Annotated in this window: 19 protein-coding genes and 1 pseudogene; 6 read left to right on the plus strand and 14 right to left on the minus strand. The window is 57.9% G+C overall.

Annotation, left to right across the window (positions count from 1 at the left end):
* Nucleotides 1–11: 11 nt before the first annotated feature.
* The 8 genes from AC2FEE_RS01110 to secG form a co-directional block, all read right to left on the minus strand.
* Entirely contained in the window at nt 12–725 is a 714-nt protein-coding gene (locus AC2FEE_RS01110) for a transporter substrate-binding domain-containing protein (RefSeq protein ID WP_496862480.1), read from the minus strand.
* 33 nt (nt 726–758) lie between these two features.
* Nucleotides 759–1535 (minus strand): ABC transporter ATP-binding protein, encoded by a 777-nt coding sequence (locus tag AC2FEE_RS01115; RefSeq protein WP_496862481.1) that lies wholly within the window; start codon nt 1533–1535, stop codon nt 759–761.
* A gap of 146 nt (nt 1536–1681) precedes the next feature.
* Nucleotides 1682–2404, minus strand: a complete 723-nt coding sequence (locus tag AC2FEE_RS01120; protein ID WP_496862626.1) for a phosphate/phosphite/phosphonate ABC transporter substrate-binding protein — start codon at nt 2402–2404, stop codon at nt 1682–1684.
* Between the two features lie 5 nt (nt 2405–2409).
* Nucleotides 2410–2847, minus strand: coding sequence for a tellurite resistance TerB family protein (locus tag AC2FEE_RS01125; RefSeq protein WP_496862483.1), 438 nt, complete (start codon nt 2845–2847; stop codon nt 2410–2412).
* A gap of 20 nt (nt 2848–2867) precedes the next feature.
* Entirely contained in the window at nt 2868–3317 is a 450-nt protein-coding gene (locus AC2FEE_RS01130; RefSeq protein WP_496862484.1) for a tellurite resistance TerB family protein, read from the minus strand.
* A gap of 122 nt (nt 3318–3439) precedes the next feature.
* Nucleotides 3440–4213: an isocitrate lyase/PEP mutase family protein gene (locus AC2FEE_RS01135; protein ID WP_496862486.1), complete on the minus strand. Its 774-nt coding sequence runs from the start codon at nt 4211–4213 to the stop codon at nt 3440–3442.
* Between the two features lie 103 nt (nt 4214–4316).
* Nucleotides 4317–5960, minus strand: a complete 1644-nt coding sequence (pyrG, locus tag AC2FEE_RS01140) for a CTP synthase (protein WP_496862487.1) — start codon at nt 5958–5960, stop codon at nt 4317–4319.
* A 159-nt stretch (nt 5961–6119) separates the two neighbouring features.
* The gene (gene secG / locus AC2FEE_RS01145; protein WP_496862488.1) at nt 6120–6485 is read right to left on the minus strand and encodes a preprotein translocase subunit SecG; all 366 of its coding nucleotides are present in this window, start codon (nt 6483–6485) and stop codon (nt 6120–6122) included.
* Between the two features lie 151 nt (nt 6486–6636).
* On the opposite strand from secG, the gene nthA reads away from it, so the two are divergent.
* From nthA to AC2FEE_RS01160, 3 genes are read left to right on the plus strand one after another with little or no spacing between them, the layout of a single operon-like run.
* Nucleotides 6637–7251 carry a nitrile hydratase subunit alpha gene (gene nthA / locus AC2FEE_RS01150; protein ID WP_496862490.1) on the plus strand — a complete coding sequence of 205 codons (615 nt, stop codon included), beginning with the start codon at nt 6637–6639 and terminating at the stop codon, nt 7249–7251.
* Nucleotides 7248–7925 (plus strand): nitrile hydratase subunit beta, encoded by a 678-nt coding sequence (gene nthB / locus AC2FEE_RS01155; RefSeq protein ID WP_496862491.1) that lies wholly within the window; start codon nt 7248–7250, stop codon nt 7923–7925. Before nthA ends, nthB begins: the two co-directional genes overlap by 4 nt.
* Nucleotides 7922–8260, plus strand: a complete 339-nt coding sequence (locus tag AC2FEE_RS01160; protein WP_496862493.1) for a nitrile hydratase accessory protein — start codon at nt 7922–7924, stop codon at nt 8258–8260. Before nthB ends, AC2FEE_RS01160 begins: the two co-directional genes overlap by 4 nt.
* Before the next feature lie 391 nt (nt 8261–8651).
* On the opposite strand, the gene AC2FEE_RS01165 is transcribed toward AC2FEE_RS01160, so the two are convergent.
* Complete coding sequence (locus AC2FEE_RS01165; protein WP_496862495.1) at nt 8652–9239, minus strand: hypothetical protein; 588 nt, start codon at nt 9237–9239, stop codon at nt 8652–8654.
* 199 nt (nt 9240–9438) lie between these two features.
* The gene (locus AC2FEE_RS01170; protein WP_496862496.1) at nt 9439–9903 is read right to left on the minus strand and encodes an Lrp/AsnC family transcriptional regulator; all 465 of its coding nucleotides are present in this window, start codon (nt 9901–9903) and stop codon (nt 9439–9441) included.
* Between the two features lie 127 nt (nt 9904–10030).
* Between AC2FEE_RS01170 and AC2FEE_RS01175 the strand changes: the two genes are divergently transcribed.
* The gene (locus AC2FEE_RS01175; protein ID WP_496862498.1) at nt 10031–10981 is read left to right on the plus strand and encodes an aminotransferase class IV; all 951 of its coding nucleotides are present in this window, start codon (nt 10031–10033) and stop codon (nt 10979–10981) included.
* A gap of 281 nt (nt 10982–11262) precedes the next feature.
* Complete coding sequence (locus AC2FEE_RS01180; RefSeq protein WP_496862499.1) at nt 11263–13470, plus strand: adenylate/guanylate cyclase domain-containing protein; 2208 nt, start codon at nt 11263–11265, stop codon at nt 13468–13470.
* Nucleotides 13471–13623: 153 nt separating this feature from the next.
* Here the strand turns inward: AC2FEE_RS01180 and AC2FEE_RS01185 are convergent, their stop codons facing one another.
* From AC2FEE_RS01185 to AC2FEE_RS01200, 4 genes and pseudogenes are all read right to left on the minus strand, one after another.
* Entirely contained in the window at nt 13624–14100 is a 477-nt protein-coding gene (locus tag AC2FEE_RS01185; RefSeq protein ID WP_496862501.1) for a GNAT family N-acetyltransferase, read from the minus strand.
* A pseudogene (locus AC2FEE_RS01190) lies at nt 14097–14600 on the minus strand (NAD(P)-dependent oxidoreductase); the annotation flags it as partial. The pseudogene AC2FEE_RS01190 and the gene AC2FEE_RS01185, both read right to left, overlap by 4 nt.
* 164 nt (nt 14601–14764) lie before the next feature.
* Entirely contained in the window at nt 14765–15121 is a 357-nt protein-coding gene (locus tag AC2FEE_RS01195) for a VOC family protein (RefSeq protein WP_496862502.1), read from the minus strand.
* Between the two features lie 40 nt (nt 15122–15161).
* Nucleotides 15162–15599 carry a VOC family protein gene (locus AC2FEE_RS01200; protein WP_496862504.1) on the minus strand — a complete coding sequence of 146 codons (438 nt, stop codon included), beginning with the start codon at nt 15597–15599 and terminating at the stop codon, nt 15162–15164.
* 106 nt (nt 15600–15705) lie between these two features.
* Between AC2FEE_RS01200 and AC2FEE_RS01205 the strand changes: the two genes are divergently transcribed.
* On the plus strand, nt 15706–16410 hold the full coding sequence (locus tag AC2FEE_RS01205) for a helix-turn-helix transcriptional regulator (protein ID WP_496862506.1): 705 nt from the start codon (nt 15706–15708) through the stop codon (nt 16408–16410).
* The last annotated feature ends 84 nt before the right edge of the window (nt 16411–16494 follow it).

Consider the following 16494-nt stretch of genomic DNA (forward strand, 5'->3'; position numbering starts at 1 on the left):
CGCAGAGTAAATCAGAAGGTCGAGGACACTTCCCACTTGGTGATCAGCTCGTTCAGGCTGCCGTCGTCCTTCATGGACTGGATAGCTGCGTTGAACTTCTCTTTCAGTTCACCGTCGGATTCACGAATACCCATGCCGACGCCGCCGCCCAATGGAACTTCTTCACCCACAAAGAGCAGGCCCGAACCATCTTCGGTGAAGGGCATTAGGAAGGATTTGTCGGCCAGAACCGCATCTGCTTCACCGTTGCGCACGGCTGCGAGGGTTTCCTCAGGGTTTGCGAACTCGACCAGAGTTGCTCCGGACTCTGCAACATAACCTGCCTGAATGGTGCCTGTTTGTGCTGCGATCACGCCACCGGCAAGGTCTACGTCTTCGGACATCGCCAGATAGGCCGACGGATCCGGCGGAGTGTAGTTGTGGGTAAAGTCGATGACTTCATCACGCTCGTCGGTGATCGACATGCCCGCGATGATCGCATCGTAGTTGCCCGACACTAGGTTCGGAATGATCGAATCCCAGTCGTTCTTGACCCATTCGCATTCCAGGTTGGCGCGCTTGCAGAGCTCGTCGCCCAGCTCACGCTCGAACCCGTCGATTTCACCGGCGTCGTTGACGAAGTTCCATGGCGCATAGGCACCTTCAGTGCCCAGACGGATGGTGTCCGCCATAGCCATGCCAGCGCCAAGCGCCAGAGCCGCTGTCGTCAGAATCAGTTTTTTCATTGGATACTCCCCAGTTTGTTTTCTGTCCTGAAGTTAAGCCGCCTTGGTGGCGGATAGAAAGCCCCGAAGCCGTTCGGATTCGGGGGACGTAAAGATATCTTCCGGCAGACCCTCTTCTTCGATCAGGCCCTGATGCAGGAACACAACATGGCTTGAGATGTCAGCGGCCATTTTCATGTCATGGGTCACGATGATCATGGTGCGGCCTTCGGCGGCCAGATCCTTGATCACCTTGATGACTTCCTGCTCAAGTTCCGGGTCCAGCGCCGAGGTGGGTTCGTCGAACAAAAGCGCCTCTGGCTCCATACACAGGCCGCGGGCGATGGCAGCACGCTGTTGCTGACCGCCAGAGAGTTGAGCCGGGTAGACGTCGCATTTGTCGCCGATACCTACTTTTTCCAGATACTTGCGTGCGCTGTCCTCAACCTCTTTCGGGTCGCGCCCCAGCACGGTGACGGGGGCCTCCATCACGTTTTGCAGGATGGTCATATGGGACCACAGGTTGAACTGCTGAAACACCATCGACAGGTTTGTGCGGATGCGCATCACCTGTTTCGAGTCAGCGGGACGGCGGTTATGCGCGTTGCCGGACCAGCGCACCGGCTCGCCCTTGAACAGAATCTCGCCCTGCTGGCTGTCTTCCAGAAGGTTGCAGCACCGCAGCAGGGTGGATTTGCCTGAACCGGACGACCCGATCAGCGAAACAACATCCCCGCGTCTTGCTGTGATATCGACGCCCTTCAGCACTTCCAGATTGCCGAAACTCTTGTGGAGATTGTTGATTTCGATGACGGGAGTGGAATCTGTCACAGGCGGTCCATGTATTGTCGGTGTTGGTGCGGTAATAGGGCGCAAAAATCGGGGCAATGCAATGCGCAATTGACATCATAGGGGGCTGAAACGGTCAAATTGACCATAGGTATTGGCCAAATCGGTCAGTGAATAAGTCCGGTTGTCTAAACCTGAGACGGATTGGAGACCGACAGATACTCTCCCGCCGGGATGTCGATCAGGCCGCGAAGGTGCAATAATTCGCGATCCGAGCGCGGGAGATCGTCTATCGCGGCGCGAACAGCGCGGGCGACTTCTGCGGCGTCCTGGCCCTTGGCGGTAATATAGGGCAAGGCTGGCGTCGGGGTTGTGGTTCCAGCTTCGCGCAACACCGCGCCAAGGTCGGTATGCGCTTTGAGCAGTTCCCATGTCAGCGCGTCCAAGGCCGCGAAACCGGCCCCGCCATCTGCGACTACGGTGGCCGACTGCGCGTGGCTACCGGTGGCCACGAAGCTGCCGGGGCGGTGTCCACGCTGTTCCAGATGAACCATCGGCGCCGCCCAGCCAGATTGCGACAGCGTTTCATTATAGGCAAACGTGTCCTTCGCAAGCTGCTCCAGATCGCGCGGATCATCCTGACGGGCGATGAAAGTGGATCGATAATAGCCGGGCGGGCAGCCCGCTAGACCGTAGTCAGGTGTTCCCACCAGTTGAACCTTACCGTGAAGGCGGGTGCGATAAGGCATTCCGCAGGTTTGGGCAAAGGTCAACTCGGGGTTCAGCCAGACCTCCCAGACATCCGTATCTCGGGTTAGACGATCGGGGCCGTGTCCAAGGTGGTTTCGAATCAACGTCCAGAACCGATCATTCGCCGGTTGCAGCGCGGGCATGTCATACATGCCCAGCATCGCGATCACGATTTGGCGGCCTTTTGGCGGGCCAGAGCGGAATCAACGTCGCTGACGCCGAGCAAGCTAACAACCAGCCGCAACAGCGAATCCTCCTCGCCAGTGCGGTGCCCGTCGGCCAGTGCAACCGACCACATGGCCTGCACCACGGCTAGCCGGTGGTCATAGGCAATGGCTTCCTTAATCGCGCGGGTAAAGCGGACTGTGTCGGGGGCTTCGGCCTCAAGATCCTCGGCCCGGGCGCGCAGGGCGGCGGCCTCGAACGGAGACAGACCATAGCGTTCGGCGGAAATCTTGTCGATTCGGGCCATTTCGGTATCGGCATAGTCGTTGTCGGACCGCGCAATGCGCACCAGCAGGGCCGTCAAAGCAAGGCGGGCGTCATCATCGGCAAGCGGGTCGGGGGCGGGCTGTGACAGCCGGGCCAGAAAATCACTGAACATGAATTAGATATAGAGGGGGACTAACGCTCTTCCAAGCGCCTTTGCACCCGTTCACGCGCGGTCTGGCTGTCGTTATAGCTCAGCCCCATGGCGACGCGCGCCTCTTCCACGATCTTCATTTCGCCTTCGTCGGAATTGCCATCGGCCAGAACGACCTCCCACAAGGCGTCCAGCGCGGCCAGACGTTCGTGCAGATCAGTGGTTTCACGGATCAGCTTGCCGAACGTGTCGGTGTCGGGTGCTGCGGCGTGCAACTTTTCACAGGTGGCGCGGACCTTGGCGGCCTCGATCGCATTATGCTGATACAGCCGAGCAAGGATACGGTCGATCAGGCTGATTTCCTCAAGCTTGTAATCTCGATCCGCCTGCGCCACGCGCACCATTAGCGCCCCCAGCGCCAGTTCGGCATCGGGGTCGGGCAGAGTGTCGTGCTGCGGCGGGCGAAATGCCTGCAAGAACTTCTTCAACATGCCGTGAGGATATTCCATATTTTGTAGCCCGCCAAGCGCGGACTACCTGTCATAGCAGCAAATTAGGGGCGGGTTTCTCAAAGCGGCAAAAACACGCTGAGCACGATCCATGGGCGATTGGATCAACCGGCCTGAATGGCCTGTTTCGCCTGCTCCAGTAGCCATCCCAGCATCTGTCGATACGGGACTGGGCCATAGCTGATCCGTGCCACGCCCAACCCGGCCAAAGTGGCTGTATCGGGCGTGCCGGGCAGGGCGATTATGTTGACCGGCAGGGTGGTCGATTCGCACAGCCGGGCGATCATTGCCTCGTCCTTCAGTCCCGGCGCAAAGAAACCGCCGGCACCGGCATCGGCATAGGCTTTGGCCCGGGCAATCGCCTCGTCTAACATGGCGTCGGAGTGGGTTTCCGGCTTGGCCTTCAGGAAGATGTCCGTGCGGGCGTTAATAAAGGCCGGAATACCGGCGGTATCGCAGCCTTCGCGCATGGCCCGGACGCGGGCTTCCTGCGTTTCAATGTCATAGAGGTCGCTGGTGCCAACAATCTGATCTTCGAAGTTGAAGCCGATCACGCCGGTCTCCAGCGCGCGCTGAACATTTGCGGCCACGCCCAGCACATCCTCGGTATAGGCCCCTTCGAAATCCAGTGTCACCGGCAGGTCAACCGCGGCGACGATCCGGCGCGCGTTGTCCAGCGCGGCGTCCATTGGGATATTCTGGCCATCGCCGAACCCCTGCGCCATCGCGACCGGAGCGCTGCCAGTTGCAATCGCCTTGGCCCCGGCATCCCGCACGGCACCGGCACTGCCGGCATCCCAGATGTTGTAAAGAATGACCGGCTCGCCCTTTTTGTGCAGGGCTGCAAATGTCTCCGCTTGGGTGATCTGACTGGTCATGGACGGCCTCCTGTCGCTGGGTTGCGGACAGTTAACCGTGGAAAGGACGGGCGCGTATAGGTTTTTTTGCACCCGCCGTCACAATGCGGTGAGTAGGCCGCGATCAGACCAGTCGCGAGCTGTCCTTCGCAGCGCGCACGAAGTCGCGGAACAGGGGGTGCGGATCGAACGGTTTGGACTTGAGTTCCGGGTGGTATTGCACACCGATGAACCACGGATGATCCGACCATTCGACAATTTCCGGCAGACGTCCGTCCGGCGACATGCCCGAAAAGTTCAGGCCCGCCTTTTCCAGCTTTTCGCGGTACTTGATGTCTACTTCATAGCGGTGACGGTGGCGTTCTTCGATCTGAGTGCCGCCATAGACCTCGGCTACTTTCGAACCTTCGGTCAGCACCGCATTGTAGGCACCCAGACGCATGGTGCCGCCTTTGTCGTCGCCCACTTTGCGCTCGACCTTGTGGCTGCCCTGCACCCATTCCTTGAGGTGATAGACGACAGGCTCGAAGCGTTTCTTGCCGGCTTCGTGGTCGAATTCCTCGGACCCCGCTTCGGCAATGCCTGCGGCGTTCCGTGCGGCTTCGATCACCGCCATCTGCATGCCAAGACAAATGCCAAGGTAAGGCACCTTGTGCTCGCGGGCGTATTGCGCAGCTTTGATTTTACCCTCGGTGCCGCGCTCGCCAAACCCACCGGGCACCAAGATAGCGTGGAAACCTTCCAGATGCGGGGCTGCGTCTTCGGTGTCGAAGACCTCGGCGTCGACCCACTCGACCTTTACCTTGACCCGGTTAGCCATGCCGCCATGAGTCAGAGCTTCGGCAATCGACTTATAGGCGTCTTCAAGCTGCGTGTATTTGCCGACGATGGCCACCTTCACTTCGCCTTCGGCGTTGTGGATACGATCGCTGACGTCTTCCCATTTGGCCAGGTCCGGCTTGGGGGCCGGGCTGATCTGAAACGCGTCCAGAACCGCCTGATCCAGACCTTCGCGATGATAGGCCAGCGGGGCGTCGTAGATGGTGGAAAGGTCCTGCGCCGCAATCACACTGTCGGGGCGGACGTTACAGAACAGCGCCAGCTTATCGCGCTCTTTCTTCGGGATCGCACCTTCGGATCGGCAAACCAGAATATCGGGAGCCAGTCCGATCGAACGCAGCTCTTTTACCGAGTGCTGGGTGGGTTTGGTTTTCAGTTCTCCGGACGCCTTGATGTAGGGCAGCAGCGTCAGGTGCATGAAAATACACTGGCCGCGCGGTTTGTCCTGACTGAACTGTCGGATGGCTTCAAAGAAGGGCAGGCCTTCGATATCGCCCACGGTGCCGCCGATCTCGCAGAGCATGAAATCGACCTCATCTTCACCAATGGCGATGAAATCCTTGATCTCGTTTGTGACGTGCGGGATCACCTGAATGGTCTTGCCGAGGTAGTCGCCGCGGCGTTCCTTCTCGAGCACATTGGAATAAATCCGCCCTGAGCTGACCGAGTCAGTCTTGCGTGCGGCCACCCCGGTGAAACGCTCATAGTGGCCTAGGTCCAGATCGGTCTCGGCACCATCGTCGGTGACGAACACCTCGCCGTGTTCAAACGGCGACATCGTACCCGGATCGACGTTCAGATAGGGGTCCAGCTTGCGCAGCCGCACCGAATATCCCCGGGCCTGCAACAGCGCGCCCAAAGCCGCCGAAGCCAGTCCTTTACCCAAGGACGAAACCACACCACCAGTGATGAAAATAAAACGCGCCATGTTTTTCGGCTGCTCCCGTGAGACGTCAAAATCAGCTGCCCGACGGTTCCGAAAAACCGCTGCATCACGGGACTTCACGTATAAAGGATTCGCGCGCACAGCGCAAGAGAACCGCAAGATGCTGTTGCAGCTCTCATTTAGATTTCTAAGTGTAGTGGATCAGTCGGCCTGCGGGATCAGCGGCGCGTTGTCGCCCTGAGTCGGAGGCAGAAGATCATCCGCCGATGGGGTTGCCGGTGTGCTTTCCTCGGTCGCGGCCGGGGCAGGAACACCCAGACGATCAATCACCGAGCTGCCCGAGGATTTCTGCGCTGCCAGAATGGTCAGCGTGATTGAGGTGACGATAAAGCAGGCCGCCAGGATCCACGTGACTTTACCCAGCGCGGTTGCTGCCGCGCGGCCTGTCATGGCGCCACCGCCGCCACCGCCCATACCCAGGCCACCGCCTTCGGACCGCTGCATCAGGACAACGGCAATCAGGCCCAGAGCCAAGAGAAGGTGGATGATGAGAACGACGTTTTCCATGGTGGTCCTGTACAGCGTGGCGTGTATCGCGTGGTACTTATGCAAGTTTGATCTCGGGGGCAAGGGATGAGTTGTCTTCACGACCCGTGATATGCGGTATCACATCAAAGAGACTGGACAGGCAGGCAAAAGGTGACGCAGGCTGCGATCCATGCCGCATGACGATCCCGATCACCCGCACGCCTTGTTGCCGCCTGACCCCGCGCTGCGCGTCAAAGCCCTTGAGACGATTCTGACCCGCAAGGGGTTGATCGACCCGGCCGCTTTAGATGAGATCGTCGATACCTATCAGAACAGGATTGGCCCCCAGAACGGCGCGCGTGTGGTTGCAAAAGCGTGGATCGATCCGGACTTCAGGAAAGCTCTGCTAGCAGACGCAACGCCGGTTGTCGCGGATCTCGGGTTTTATGGGCGTCAGGGCGAACATATCGTTGCCGTGGAAAACACGCCCGACCTGCACAACATGGTCGTCTGCACCCTGTGCAGTTGCTACCCTTGGCCTTTGCTGGGTATCCCGCCGGGGTGGTACAAGTCCGACGCATATCGGGCTCGCGCTGTGCGAGAGCCGCGCAAGGTTCTGGCCGAATTTGGGGTCACGCTGCCGCCCGAGACGGCTGTTCGCGTCTGGGATTCAACCGCCGAAATTCGTTATCTGGTGCTGCCCATGCGCCCCGAAGGCACCGATGGGCTGGGCGAGGATGATCTGGCTGCTCTCGTTACCCGTGACAGCATGATCGGCACGGGCCTGCCCGGGGTTCCCTTGTGACTCGTGTGCACGATATGGGCGGCCGCTTTGGCGATGGCGCGGTAAAGCCCGAAGCCGAGGATGCACCGGTTTTTGCCGAGGACTGGCACGAACGCGCGCTGGCGGTGACGCTGGCCGCCGGGTTTCTGGGACAATGGAATATCGACGTCTCGCGCCATGTGCGCGAAAGATTGTCACCCAAGGACTACACGCGGTTTTCTTATTATGAAAAGTGGATATCGGGCCTTGCTGATCTGCTTGTGGAATCCGGCGTTCTGACTGTGGATGATTTGTCCGGGGCAAGTTCGGACGATGCCCACCCATTGTCGCCCCGCGTTCTGAAAGCCGAATCTGTTGCTGCGGCCCTTGCCAAGGGCGGGCCTGCAGATCGGCCGTCAGTTGTACCTGCACAGTTCGAGATTGGGCAAATTGTACGCACCTTGCACCCGGCCGCTAATCGACTGGTTGATGGCGGTCACACGCGCCTGCCGATTTACGCATCTGGTGCGACGGGGAAGATCATGCGGCTGCACGGCACGCATGTGCTGCCGGACTCTAATGCGCACGGGTTTGGCGAGGCACCAGAGCCGCTTTATGCGGTAGTTTTTCCTGCTTCGGAATTGTGGGCGGACCCGGAAAACTCAAAGGACGAAGTCGTACTGGACCTCTGGCAAAGCTATCTGGAGTCTGCATGAACGATTGCGCCAATTATTCCGCACCTGAACCTGTTTTTGCCGAACCCTGGCACGCCCAGGCGTTCGCGGTAACCGTGGCCCTGAACGAGGCTGGGCGCTTCGATTGGCCCGACTGGGCCGCACGGTTTTCGCAGACGCTAAAGCGCCACGGGCTGGATCGGGACCTGGACGGGGGCAACGACTATTTCCATGCGTGGCTGGAAACTCTCGAGCAATTGCTGGACGAACTGGGCGCAGCAGTTCCGGAGGAAGTCGTCCATTATAGAAACGCGTGGGAAGAAGCTTACCTAAAAACACCTCATGGGAAGCCAGTGCGTTTGGCCACAGGCAGTTAGGGGCGCTGCCAAGTCGTCGATTGCACTTTTGGTTGGCACCACGTCGCACTTGCCAATTGTGGCCAAATGCCTTGGCGCTCTCGCACGTAGCTGAGTGCTAAGGCGATAACCGCGCTATCAAGCTAATGTGTTCAGGCAATTTGGGCGGTGCGGACGGCTCCTTGCGCTCATTGGCTATTGCCGCGGCGAACGTCAGCTTAGAGCCCTGAGCGGTCATTGCGGCCAGATTGAGATGCTGTGGGTGCACACGGCTGCTTACAGCGCTTTGCCGACTTTGGGCGCCTATATGCCTGTCAATTGCCTGAGTGAAATGATCGAATGTCGGCTCCGAGCCCGGAAGCGGAAAGAAAATCGTTTTAGCTAGCATCATAATTTGCCTAGTTTTAACTGCCTAACGGCTATCGAAAAACGGCTGAATTAGCTCAGCAACAGCATCTGTGGTAGCGAGTTCACTCGGTAGCAAACCAAGAAAATCGAGTTCTTCGAGCCGACCGATATTAAGCGACCGAAGTCTTTCTTCCATGCATTCTTCGTCGTTCGTCAACTTGCATATTAGAGCGCTGCATATGTCCAGAGACGGTGTGACGAAAGCCAAAACTTCAACTGGTGACAGGGTTAGTCGACCTAACTCAGATAGCTCTTCTGCCGCGTCTGATATTACTCTCTTGACGGTCGCAATTTCGGCAAGACTGTCGGCCGCTGTGCAATTCTTGCTTGTTAATATAGCCACTTGGGCAAGGCCAAACATGCCATTGAGCGTGCTCTTCGGTTCTTGCCATTCGATGAATTCTGTCGCCGAAAGCGCAGCAGTCCAACTGGATAAAGTACATTCCCAGTCTTCTGAGCGATAGCATTCGTTGCCCTTGACCCAATGGTGCAGTCCAACGCTTCTTTGAGACTCATCTGCTTCAATCCTTGTGGTCATCGCGGTGATGAAAACGAAAACTAAGCTTATCAGAATGAAGTGCGTACGGTTCAAGTGTGAATGCCCTATCTACGAGGTTACTTAACTAGTGCACTGTTTATCCAGATTGGTCCACAACCGAACGGCTGCTTTGGTCCGCACAGCCAACCTTGCTGCCGTCTGAACCGGCACGATGTCCAACCGAAACCGTCAGATGACCGGTTTGAGCCCAAACTGACGCCAACCATTCAGTGGATTACTTCTTCTCAATGCACTACAGCGGGACCTGAAGCCCCGCCTTTACCCGGTTCACAACAACGTTAGAATGAAAGCGGCGGATGTTTGGATTATCTGTGAAGACCTGACGGCTGAACTCCTCATAAGCTTCCATGTCGGTCGAAGTGACAATCAGAATGAAATCGGCATGCCCGGTGACGTAATAGCATTGCTGCACATCATCGAGCGCCAGCATTGAGCGGCGATATTCGTCCAGAAGGTCAGTGCGCTCTCGCTCCAGCTCAACCTCAACAATGAAGGTCATAGGGCGGCCCACTGCCTTTGCGGACAACACGGATATGTCGGCCTCGATGATCCCTTCCTCCCGGAAGCGTTTCATGCGCCGCTGCACCGAAGACCGCGAAATGCCTATCTGTTCTCCCAGCTCATCAGCCGACAACCGGTTGTTTCGCTGGAGGACATGAAGAAGCCTTTTGTCTGTATCGTCGAGAGGATATGGCATTCTGTTCGACTCCACCCTTGAATTTGATGCGTTTTGCTCGAAGAGCTTAACCTAATGGGGTAAATTGCCCAGTATTTTTCCATACGCTCAACCTGGTAACCCAAACCCGTTCGCTGAAAGCCCGATCATGAGCAAATTGCCTACTCTGTCCCAAAGACACATTGATTCTCGCAACTATCCCCCGGGGGTGGCCTATATGGACGGTCAGTACCTGCCAATGCATGAGGCAAAGCTCTCGGTGCTGGACTATGGGTTCCTGCATTCGGATGCGACCTATGATGTGGTCCATGTGTGGAAAGGTGCCTTCTTCAGGCTGGACGACCACCTGAACCGCTTCTTTCGCGGCATTGAAGAGTTGCATATGTCCATCCCTTATGATCAGGCGCAGGTGGTTGAAATTTTGCACAATTGCGTGGCGCTATCCGAGTTGCGGAACGCCTATGTCGAGTTCATCTGCACAAGAGGAACTTCCCCGACATTCAGCCGCGACCCAAGGGACGCCGAAAACCGTTTCATTGCCTTTGCCATTCCTTTCGGCTCGGTCGCCAACAAGGAGCAGATGGAGCACGGACTGCATCTGGCAGTGACCGATGTGTTGCGCATTCCGCCAAGCTCGGTTGATCCTACCATCAAGAATTATCATTGGCTGGACATGGTGAAGGGGCTTTATGCGGCCTATGACCAAGGCGCAGATTCTGCGATTCTGGTCGACGGTAATGGCAACGTGTCCGAAGGCCCCGGGTTCAACGTTTTCGCAATCAGGGATGGCGTGGTTTCAACCCCTGACACCAGCGTTTTGCTGGGAGTTACGCGCCAAACCATACTCGATATCTGCGCAGGATTGGGCATCCAATGTCGCACGCAGGACGTGTCTGTCACAGCCCTGAAGACCGCTGACGAGGTATTTGTGACGTCGACCGCCGGGGGTGTCATGCCGGTCACCAAGGTCGATGGGCAACCTGTCGGATCGGGTGTTCTTGGAGCCCTCTCGAATACCATCTTGGCGAAGTATTGGGAAATGCATGACGACTACAGGTTCCGAGATGTGGTTCCTTACCCGGAAGCAGCGGAGCTGTGATACCACACACGCATTCTGCCGGTTCAGTCGAATGGCAGCTTTGTCCGCAAACTGTAAATTCACCCATCTTCTGATTGCGCACGTGCAGCGAATGTCCGCAATGTCGAGCCGTACTGCAGAATGCTGAACGACCGACTAAAGTCCGGTAAGGGCCGCACTGAACCGTACGGGCATGCACAGGTGACTTCGGGCATCGGCCTTAATCACCTAACTCGTCATCTTTCGGAGAATTTCCTATACTGTCCGCAAACGCGGCGCGAGGGATCGGTTTGGTTCAGGAGATGTTTCAACGTCGGCTGGCGGCCATCGTTGCGATCGACATGGTCGGCTACAGCCGCCTCGTTCAATTAGACGAGGCTGGCACCTTGGCGCGCCAAAAGGCGATCCGGACCGATCTGATCGACCCCGCAGTGCGGGGCTTCGGGGGACGAATTGTCAAGACGACGGGCGACGGCGCGCTGCTTGAGTTCTCAAGCGTGGTAAGCGCCGTCGAATGGGCCGTCGCGGTGCAGCGTGAGATGCCCGAACTCGAAGTGGGCATTCCCGAAGACCGCCGTATCGCCTACCGGATCGGTATCAATCTCGGCGAGATCGTGCATGATGGCGACGACATCTTCGGTGACGGGGTGAATATCGCGTCCCGCCTGGAAGGTTGCGCCGACCCCGGAGGGATCTGCATATCCGAACCGGTCTTTCTGAACGTCCACGGTAAGCTCGACCTCGGCTTCGTGAATCTTGGCCCGCAACAGGTCAAGAACATCCAGGATCCAATCACAGCCTTTACGGTGCTTCCGAACCCCGAAGATGCCGGTACCGTCGTCACTGCCCGCCGCACGCGAAAGCCGACCCTGCGCTTCGGGGCCGTGGCGATTGCCTTGGTGCTTCTTGTTGCGGGATATCTTGCCTGGTTTTGGTTGGCACCATCTCAGACGGAGGGCGACCGACTGCTGATACTCCCATTCACCGCTGCCACGGCCGGAGATCGGCAGTTTGCCGACGCCGCAACCGAGGATTTCATCGCTTCGCTGTCGCGGGTTGAGGGCTTGCAAACTGTCCCGCACTCCGTCTCCCTCGGATACAAGGGAATTGCGCCTGAACCCGGTGAGATCGGCTTGGATACCGGCATACGTCACGTTCTCGACGGAATGGCGGCCCGTGTGGGTGACCGGATTGAACTGGCCGTAAGACTCAGGGATTTCGGCGATGCTGGCGCGGTAGTCTGGGAGGAAAGCGCTAGCGGTGCGCCTGGGGACTTCTTCGATCTTTTGGCCGGACTCAAACAAAGAGCCACCGCCGAACTTGTGGGTCCCTTGTCGGCACCGGAACGCTCCGTGTTGCAGGCTCCGGTCACAACCGATATCGGTGCGTTCCTAGCCTATGCCGAAGCCGAAAGGTTCCTAGCCAGCGGGAACTTCTTCGAACTAGAACAATCTCTCCCTCTCTACGAACGCGCGATCGAGTGGGATCCCGATTTTCTGGCTGCCCATGCAGGCTACGCCACCGCAAACTTCATCATCTGGAGCCGCAGCTACAACACCATCCGATATACGCTCGACGCGTTCAACGAAGCGGAGCGAACGGTCAGCCACATCCTGGAAATCGACGATACCCATCCGGATGCCCTCGGGATTCAGATCGGCATAAAAATCGAGAAACGCCAATGGAATGCTGCCCTGACCGAGGCCCGGGGTGCCGTCTTCCTGCAACCTGATGAACCCCGGCTGCGGTACGTTTTGGGTCAGGCTCTTCTCGCGGCCGGGCGCTATGACGAAGCGCGCAACGAATTCACAGCCTACGAAGACCTTTCGCCTCGGCTAAATGCATCGGAATTGCGAGATCTTGCCTTTCATCGCCTTCTCTTGGGCGAGGTCGACCTGGCGCTTGTGCTCCTGAACCGTGTCCCGCCCGAAGAAAGCGAACGGATTGACCAGTACATATTTGCGGCGGCGGCGCATGCCGTGAACGGGGATATTGAGATCGGGAAGCGGTTCATGGACCTGTTTCTGAAGGAAACAGTCTGGAACAATCTCCTTTGGCAAAAGGGTTACTTCGGTCGGTATTCAGATCCGGCTCTCTATGCGGCGTGGGCTGAAGCGCTCTCCGCCGTCGGAATGCCAGCCTCGCCATTCGATTTCGAGAAGGGGCGGGAAGCCGACAGATTGGAGCAAGATGAACTGGTCGCGCTCTTTTCGGATGAGTACGAGGAATTTATCGACACCGGCCCCTTCGGTATGCCCTACCGGCAGGATCATCCGTCCGAGGGTGTGACCGTTATGCATTTCGGCTGGATGGATGGCCAACCAATCACGTCGCGTTGGGCAATCCGGGACAGTCAGTACTGCCATCGCTCGGAGGCGGTCCATGTCGGCCGCGAAGAGTGTAGCAACGTTTATATCGACCGGGAAAAATCAACGGGCGCGGTCAAATTCGTCGCGAATGTCTATTCATTCGGTGTATTCGAGTCCGAATTCCGGCGCCGGGTAGACTAGGCGGCGCTATACAGATGTTGCATGGGCCCGGGCAAAGTAGATCTGCTGTGGGTTCATCCAGGTCCTTACTTTAAGGCTTGCGGCAAATGTCCGCAAAGCGGGCTGCACTCGCAGCATTTCAGGATCCCGGCCAAGGTCTGGTCTGCGCCGGTTTCAAGCGACACTGGTTGAAAGACGATACTTTCGGAACAGCGCTCCATCGTATGTCAACTCGCCTTCAAACTCTGCGCCCATGCGCTTCAAAGCCCCCAATTTTGTGCGACTAGGTGGAAGCAGAAACGTCACGGATGGGATGCGATCGTCGCCGTGCGCAAACTCCAGCGCCTGAACGGTTATCCTCATACCCAACCCGAAGGCCGAGGGTTTTAGAACCAGGCCGAAGTCCCAGTCAAGACCCTCGCGCTGAAAGCCGCCCCATCCCACATACGCGCCGTCTGCCAGAATTGCCCAATGGCCCAACCCGTCCTGCTCCCACTTGGCTTCCTTCATTGCCACGAAGTCAGCTGTGCGCCGCTCGTCCCAATTGCCTTGGAGCAAAGGCATGTGCTGAGCCAGAGCTGTATCGGACATATGCTTCGCAATATCCTCGACCGCGATCTCGGATAGGCGCGTGAAGGTGATTTTTGTCATGTGCTCGTTTGCGACACGCCGTATGCCGCCCCATGGGTCTCAGGGTCGGAGATGGCATCAATCAGGAATTGTGCAAGGGCAAATCGGGAAACTGCTGTTCCGTTTTCGGGGAGAGCATCTCTTTGGGCACGGTATGTCGCCACGTTGGAGACATTGAGGAAACCCGCGCGGGCCGAGGTCCAGTCAAGGCCAGACCTTTCCATGATATCCTCCATGCGACCGGCGCTGCGCACAACGTTCGGCACAACGAAACGAAGGAGCTTTCCCAGCAGCATTTGGTCTGGAAATAGCAAAGCCGTCGAGGTCACCAGAACTCGTTTGAGGCCCGTCACGGACGCAGCTACGACGATGGCGACCGCAGATCGGTAATACACCGATGTCGCGACTTTCGAAGGCAGCCGACCGCCCAAGGCCGAAATAACGACGTCATGATCGCGAAACACTGATGCGAGGAACACGGGGCCACAGGGATCACCGACCACCACTTGCAGTCTTTTATGCTGGAGATCGGGTGCTTAGCCTGCAGAACGAACGACCGATGTGACGTCTATATCCTTTGCAAGCGCAGCTTCGAGTACAAGCTTACCTGTCCGCCCATTCGCGCCCAAAAGAACGAGTTTCAAAGACTTCTCCTTCCAATCGGAAAGTGCGTTTGCCACCTGCCTCAGGCGGAGAGGCAAATCTTGTTTCTGTCCAGATCCCTGACATAGGCGGAGAAGCGTGGTCCACGTTGGTTCGGTTCGCCTTCGCTCATGCCACCAAGCTCGATGGCCAATGCGTGCAGCCTTTCGACCTCTTCAGCCGACCCGACGCTGAAGCCGACCATGGTTCCGTTGCCATTCGTGGCGGGATTTCCGTCGAACGGGATGGCGGCTGCAAAGGCAAAGCCAGGTCCGAGCCAGTATGTCATTCTATCAGTGGGCGAGACACGCTCCACGCCCGATTGACCGAAAAGCTGGTCATAGAAGCGCGTTGCGGCGGCCATGTCGTTGGTACCGACGACGAAGTAGTTCATCTGCATGGTGCGATGTCCTTTGAGTTTGTGCTGAGTATTGTGGGCGTCACTGACCGGTCAGTCTGAAAAACTCGATCAGCTGACCGTTGAGGTCGGTAATCTTGAGCAGGTGGATACCCGGCTCTTCGATGATCTCCGGCGCGGTCACACCGGCAGCGGTGGCGCGGGCGTGCAAGACTTCCAGATCGGCGGATTGCAAGTAGGGAACCGCGCCCGAACCTGCCTCGGACCCCGGTGCGTACTTGTCCCGTGACACGATTGCGAACCAGCCACCAGCCACGTCGAAGGCCACAAAATCCGGCAGCCCGATTGCGGGGGCGCTGTCGAATAGGGCGCGGTAGAAGGCCTCCGATTCCTCCATATCGTCCGTCGGCACGTAGGCGCCCATGGCCATGATCGGCGCGGTTCCCCGCTGCTCTGCTGGCTCCGCAACAAGTGCTGTTGGCATAACAGCGGCGAGCGTTAGAGTAATGAAGTGTCCCATATTTTGACCTCCTTTTTTGATGTCTTTCCTGCTTCTACCGCGCCTATGCTGACAGCGTGTTGTCAGCATCCTGTCAGTATGCTCTGTTTCATCGAAAGGAGATCAAATGAGGCGCGGCGACAGGCTATTTGAAGTCATCGAGATCCTGAGACGTGCCAAAGGCCCGATCTCTGCCCAGTCTATTGGTGAAGAACTTGGCGTGAACAAGCGTACGGTGTATCGCGATGTTGCTGCGCTGATAGGTCAGGGCGTGCCGATCAATGGCGAGGCCGGGGTCGGCTATGTGTTGGAGCCCGGCTTTCATATGCCACCGCTAATGCTGACCCCGGACGAGATCGAGGCCGTTACGCTTGGCATGCTGTGGGTCCGGACCCGAGGCGAACCCGAGCTTGCGCTGGCGGCAGAGAAGCTGATCACCAAGCTGGAAGCAGTCGCACCTGACAAGTACCGGACGTCGTTTCTTCAGCCGGCGGTAAGCGTCGCGCCTGTCGCTCGGCCGGATGAAGTACTCGGCGCCGCTGCCATTCGTCTGGCTATTCGGCGCCGCCAAAAGATAGCCCTGAAGTATTCGGACCACTCAGGTCAAAAGACCCGTCGTGTGATCTGGCCCATACTGCTGGGTTATCGGGACACCAGCCGCATCATCGCCGCATGGTGCGAGATGCGAGATGGCTTTCGTTACTTTCGGACGGAACGGATCATTGAGGCGGAGGTCCTCGAAGACAGTATCCCTCGGCGAATGGACCTACTTCGCGCGGAGTGGCGCAATGCGACGGATGCAGAACGTAAGCGCTATGAAGAAGGGGCATAAGCAAGGGTTGCCGAAGGACTGCTTTGGGGAAGCTGCAGCGCCGCGGAGCGCTGCTTAAGCAAAGGCAGGATTGGGCCGCCCTTG

The organism is Ruegeria sp. YTSC199, assembly GCF_059609725.1.